The sequence below is a fragment of the Pseudonocardia sp. KRD291 genome, from assembly GCF_019263595.1.
GTDB lineage: Bacteria > Actinomycetota > Actinomycetes > Mycobacteriales > Pseudonocardiaceae > Pseudonocardia.
In genome coordinates this window covers 1-5096 of sequence record NZ_JADQDD010000389.1, presented here as the reverse complement: position 1 = coordinate 5096, position 5096 = coordinate 1, and the positions used below count along the sequence as shown (strand labels likewise).

Genomic DNA, 5096 nt, shown 5'->3' with positions numbered 1-5096 from the left:
GGCGCGGACCCCGGCGGCGCGGTTGCGGGCGCTGCTCGCCGCGGCCCCGGCGGACGGGCCGGTGCTCGCCCCCGGTGCCTACGACGCGCTGTCCGCCCGGCTGGTCGCCGACGCCGGGTTCCCGGCCGTGTACATGACCGGCTTCGGCACCACCGCGTCGTTGATCGGGCAGCCCGACATCGGCCTGCTCGGCGCGGCCGAGATGGCCGACAACGCGCGGCGGATGGCCGCGGTGACCGGTGACGTCCCGCTGATCGCCGACGCCGACACCGGCTACGGCAACGCGCTCAACGTCGCCCGCACCGTCGACACCTACGAGCGGGCCGGGGTGGCCGGCATCCAGCTCGAGGACCAGGTCACGCCGAAGCGCTGCGGTCACATGGGTGGCAAGGAGGTCATCGCCACCGCGGAGATGGCCGGCAAGATCCGCGCCGCCTGCGAAGCCCGCCGCGACCCGGACACCGTGATCATCGCGCGGACCGACGCGGTCGCCACCGACGGCGTCGACGCGGCTCTGGACCGTGCCCGGGCCTACCGCGACGCCGGCGCGGACGTCCTGTTCGTCGAGGCCCCGACCGGGGAGGCCGACATCGAGAAGATCGCCGGTGCGCTCGCAGGCGGGGCCCCGCTGCTGTTCAACTGGGCCGAGGGCGGCCGCACTCCGCCGCTGACCCTGCCGCGGCTGCGTGAGCTGGGGTTCTCGCTCGTGCTCTACCCGATCGGGACGCTGCTCGCGGCGACCGCCGGGGTCCGCTCGCTGCTGGAGACGCTGCGCCGCGACGGCACCCCGGCCGCCGCGCTCGGCTCCCCGCAGCAGATGACCCTGCCCGGCTTCGACGAGTTCACCGAGCTGGTCGGGCTGTCGGCGATCCGCGAGCGCGAGACCCGCTACAGCTGAGCCCCCTCCGGTCGGGCCGCTACAGCTGAGCCCCCTCCGGGGGCCGGGCCCGCCGACGCCTACCCTCGGTCCCCATGACCCAGCCGAAGGTGAGGGTGGCCGTCGTGTTCGGCGGGCGCAGTTCCGAGCACGCCATCTCGTGCGTCTCCGCAGGCAGCGTGCTCACCCACCTGGACCCGGACCGGTTCGAGGTGGTCCCGGTCGGGATCGCCCCCGACGGGGCCTGGGTGCTCGGCCCGGACGACCCGGCGGTGCTGGCGATCTCCGGTCGCGAGCTGCCGCAGGTCGACGGGAGCGCCGACGCGGTGGTGTTCCCCGGCGAGCCGTCGCGCGGCCTGATCCGCCTCGACCCCGGCCGCGCCGGCGAGGCGCTGGGTGACGTCGACGTGGTCTTTCCGATCCTGCACGGCGCGTTCGGCGAGGACGGCACGATCCAGGGCCTGCTGGAGATGGCCGGCGTGCCCTACGTCGGCGCCGGGGTGCTGGCCAGCGCCGTCGGCATGGACAAGGAGTTCGCCAAGAAGCTGCTGCGCGCCGACGGCCTGCGCGTCGCCGAGGGCGTCGTACTGCGCCCGGGCACCGACATCGGGTTCGCCGACCGGGACCGCCTCGGCCTGCCGTTGTTCGTCAAGCCCGCCCGCGCCGGGTCGTCGATGGGCGTCACCCGGGTCACCGACCCGGCCGCGCTCGACGCCGCGATCGCCGACGCCCGCACGCACGACCCGAAGGTGCTCGTCGAGTCCGGCGTCGTCGGCCGCGAGGTGGAGTGCGCGGTGCTGGAGTTCCCGGACGGCTCGGTGCGCGCCAGCCTGCCCGCCGAACTGCGCTACGGCGGCGAGTTCTACGACTTCGAGTCCAAGTACCTCGACGTCTCCGAGCTCGACATCCCGGCCAAGCTCGACGACGACGTGGTGGAGAACGTGCGCGCCCAGGCCGTCGCGGCCTTCCGGGCGCTGGACGTGCAGGGGCTGGCCCGGGTGGACTTCTTCGTCGGCCCGGACGGTGCGATCACCGTGAACGAAGTGAACACGATGCCCGGGTTCACCCCGAGCTCGGCGTTCCCGAAGATGTGGGCGGTCACCGGGCTGGACTACCGCGAGCTGTTGTCCACGCTCGTCGACACGGCACTGGCGCGGGGGACCGGCCTGCGCTGAGTGCGGCTGCTGCGCCGGGGCCCGCTCAGCGGACCCGGACCGGCTGCGGCGGCAGGGACGCCGCGACCGCGTCGGAGACCGCCTGCAACGGCCCGCTGCCGGCCTCGGCCGGGGCGGACAGCGTCAGGTACACCCCGCGGTCGACGACGGCGTAGGTGCTCGAGCGGGTGCCCGCCGCCTCCGCCGTCCCCGCCGCGTCCGGCAGCGGGAGCCAGTTCACGCCGTTCACCAGAACCAGCGGCGAGGACGGCCCGAGCTCGGCGGGCCGGGGGACCCCGCAGCGCAGGACCACCGGTTCCGGCGCGGCCGCCCAGGCCCGGGCCCCGTCGACGGCGGGGGAGACCGGGCGCGGCTCCAGCGAGCCGCCGTCCGAGGGCAGCGCCGCCGGGAGGAGCCTCAGCAGGCCGGCGCACGCCGCGGACGACGCCGACGGGTCGGTCGCGGGCCCGACGTCGATCGGGCCGGTGACGGGCGGGGCGTCCGGTGCGGGTCCCGCGTCGGCCCCTGAGAGACGCAGCGTGATCCCGATCCCGGCGACCACCAGCGCCAACAGCAGCGGCAGGGCCACCGCGACCGCGACGATCGGCCGGACGCGGGTGCGTCCGGCCTTCTCGTCGCCACGTGTGGACAAGGGTTCAGCCGAGCTTGACCACCGGGCACGTCAGCGTCCGGGTGATCCCGTTGACGTTCTGGACCCGTGCCACGACCAGCGTGCCCAGTGCGTCGACGTCGTCGGACTCGGCACGCACGATCACGTCGTACGGTCCGGTGACGTCCTCGGCCGAGATCACGCCGGCCAACCCGGCGATCTCGGCGGCGACGGCGGCGGCCTTCCCGACCTCGGTCTGGACGAGGATGTATGCCTGCACCACGGCGTGCCCCTTTCCGGTCTGCGCACTCCTGCCGGACAGTTGTCCCGGCACCATCGAAGAAGCCGAACGTACCGGAGGTCGCCCCCGTGCCCCCATCTGCGATCACGCCCCCGGGCGGATCAGAGGCGAGCGTCTCACTCTCCGAGGTCGGCGAGTTCGGCCTGATCGCCCGGGTGACCACGGACCGTCGTCAGCCGGACACGACGCTGCTCGGTCCGGGCGACGACGCCGCGGTCGTCGTGGCGCCGGACGGGCGCGTCGTCGCGTGCACCGACGTGCTCGTGCAGGGCGTGCACTTCCGGCTCGACTGGTCCACCCCGGAGCAGGTCGGCCGCAAGGCCGCGGCCGCGAACCTCGCCGACGTCGCCGCGATGGGTGCGGTCCCGACGGCGCTGCTGGTGGGGCTGGCCTGCCCGCCGTCGACGCCGGTGGACCAGCTCGAGGCCCTCGCCGACGGTCTGTGGGCGGAGGCGTCCTCGGTCGGGGCGGGCGTGGTCGGCGGCGACGTCGCGTCCGCGTCGACGATCGTGGTGTCGGTGACCGCGCTGGGCTCGCTGCAGGGGCGCGAACCGGTGACCCGGGCCGGGGCGCGGGCCGGCGACGTGGTCGCGTTCGCGGGGCGCCTGGGCTTCTCGGCGGCCGGGCTGGCGGTGCTCGGGCGCGGGTTCCGCTCACCCGCCGCGCTGGTCAACGCCCATCGGATGCCGGAGCCGCCGTACGCCGCGGGCCCGCAGGCCGCGCTGGCCGGGGCCACCTCGATGATCGACGTCTCGGACGGTCTGCTCGCCGACCTGGGCCACGTCGCGCGGGCCTCCGGCGTGGTCGTGGACCTGCGGTCGGCGGCGTTCGCGGTACCGGACAAGCTCTCCGAGATCGCCGGTGCGCTCGGCGCGGACCCCCTGCAGTGGATCCTCACCGGGGGCGAGGACCACGCCCTGGTCGCGACGTTCGGCGCGGGCACCGCCCTGCCCGAGGGCTGGACCGCGGTGGGCCGGGTCGCCGACGGTGACCCGCAGGTCCTCCTCGACGGGGCCCCGCACGACGGCGCAGCAGGTTGGGACCACTTCGGCGCCTGAGCGGCCCGCGGACGGGACGAGCGCGGCCGTCGTCGCGTGGTGCGCCACGAATGTCGCGCTCGTCGCGATCGCCCGCCTCAGATCGTGGTGCGGCGCCAGAACATGATCATGCGCTTCCACATCCGGCGGAGGCCCGGGTGACCGGGCTCGGAGCGCTGCGGGTGCGGGAACGGGCGGAACTGCGGCAGGTCCGCGGGCCCGCGGGCGTCGACGTCGCGGTGCGGGAGCTTCATCCCGTCGGCGGCCGGCAGGGTCGGCGGGTCCAGGCCGACGAGCGTCGGCGGGAACTGCTGCGGGTCCGGGACGTGCGGGCCCGCTGCGTCCGGTGCGGGGACGTGCGGGGCCGCCGCGTTCGGCGCGGGGACGTGCGCGGCCGCCACGTTCGGTGCGGGAGCGTTCGTGGCCGCTGCATCCGGTGCCGAAACGTCCGGTGCCGGAACGTCCGGTGCGGGGGCGTTCGGTGCCGGAACGTTCGGTGCGGGGGCGTTCGGTACGGGGACGTTCGCAGCCACGGCGCTCGGGGCCGGGCTGTTCTGGCTGGGAACCTTCGTCGGCTCGGGGGCCTTCGTCGGGGTCGGTCCGGTCTTCTCCACGACCCGGCTATCGCTGTCCGTGGTGGGGCCGTTACCGACCGGCGAGGTCTCCTGCATGTCTGCCCATCGTAGTCGCGGAATCGGTCCAGAGTGAGGTACCCGCCCGCCGGATGGATCACTCGCGGTCGGGGCGGTCGTCGCGCACCACGTCCGGCTCGGTCCCACGTCGCGCACGGTAGTGAACCGGTCCTCCGATGTCGTGGCGTCGTGGATACCGCCACACGGAGCAGCGACGACGGCACGGCCCCGGTTACCGTACGTCGAGGTCATCCCGCCGCCGTCCCCGAGATCGGAGCGAACATGTCGTCCGCGACCGTCGCGACGATCGCGTGCCTCGCGCTGGTGGTGGCGGTGGCCACGACCGTGTGGGTGGTGGTGGCGCACCGGCGGACCGATGCGCTGGCCCGCTCGCTGACGGCCCGCAAGTGGGACATCGTGACCCTGCGTGCCGAGCTGGGTGCGGTCCGGCGGCGGATTCAGGACGAGGACGCGAACGGGGACGC

The 5096-nt window shown here is 75.0% G+C and carries 7 protein-coding genes; 4 read left to right on the top strand and 3 right to left on the bottom strand.

Features of this window, described 5'->3' with window-relative positions; translation table 11 throughout:
• Together I4I78_RS30405 and I4I78_RS30400 are read left to right on the top strand one after the other, a co-directional pair.
• Window positions 1-898, top strand: an 898-nt coding sequence (locus tag I4I78_RS30405; protein ID WP_218614956.1) for an isocitrate lyase/PEP mutase family protein, incomplete at its 5' end; no start/stop codon positions are given.
• 74 nt (window positions 899-972) lie between these two features.
• Window positions 973-2052 (top strand): D-alanine--D-alanine ligase family protein, encoded by a 1080-nt coding sequence (locus I4I78_RS30400; protein ID WP_218614955.1) that lies wholly within the window; start codon window positions 973-975, stop codon window positions 2050-2052.
• A gap of 25 nt (window positions 2053-2077) precedes the next feature.
• On the opposite strand, the gene I4I78_RS30395 is transcribed toward I4I78_RS30400, so the two are convergent.
• Window positions 2078-2683 carry a DUF3515 domain-containing protein gene (locus I4I78_RS30395; protein ID WP_218614954.1) on the bottom strand — a complete coding sequence of 202 codons (606 nt, stop codon included), beginning with the start codon at window positions 2681-2683 and terminating at the stop codon, window positions 2078-2080.
• Window positions 2684-2687: 4 nt separating this feature from the next.
• Complete coding sequence (locus I4I78_RS30390) at window positions 2688-2924, bottom strand: Lrp/AsnC ligand binding domain-containing protein (protein ID WP_218614953.1); 237 nt, start codon at window positions 2922-2924, stop codon at window positions 2688-2690.
• Window positions 2925-3010: 86 nt separating this feature from the next.
• Here I4I78_RS30390 and I4I78_RS30385 point away from each other — a divergent pair, with 86 nt between their 5' ends.
• Window positions 3011-4000 (top strand): thiamine-phosphate kinase, encoded by a 990-nt coding sequence (locus I4I78_RS30385; RefSeq protein WP_308252449.1) that lies wholly within the window; start codon window positions 3011-3013, stop codon window positions 3998-4000.
• A gap of 77 nt (window positions 4001-4077) precedes the next feature.
• Here the strand turns inward: I4I78_RS30385 and I4I78_RS30380 are convergent, their stop codons facing one another.
• On the bottom strand, window positions 4078-4380 hold the full coding sequence (locus I4I78_RS30380; RefSeq protein WP_218614951.1) for a hypothetical protein: 303 nt from the start codon (window positions 4378-4380) through the stop codon (window positions 4078-4080).
• A gap of 513 nt (window positions 4381-4893) precedes the next feature.
• On the opposite strand from I4I78_RS30380, the gene I4I78_RS30375 reads away from it, so the two are divergent.
• A partial coding sequence (locus I4I78_RS30375) for a hypothetical protein (protein WP_218614950.1) occupies window positions 4894-5096 on the top strand: 203 nt, incomplete at its 3' end.

Excerpts from the sequence above, each read along its gene's own strand:
- I4I78_RS30400 (WP_218614955.1), top strand. The coding sequence starts at position 973 with ATGACCCAGCCGAAGGTGAGGGTGGCCGTCGTGTTCGGCGGGCGCAGT.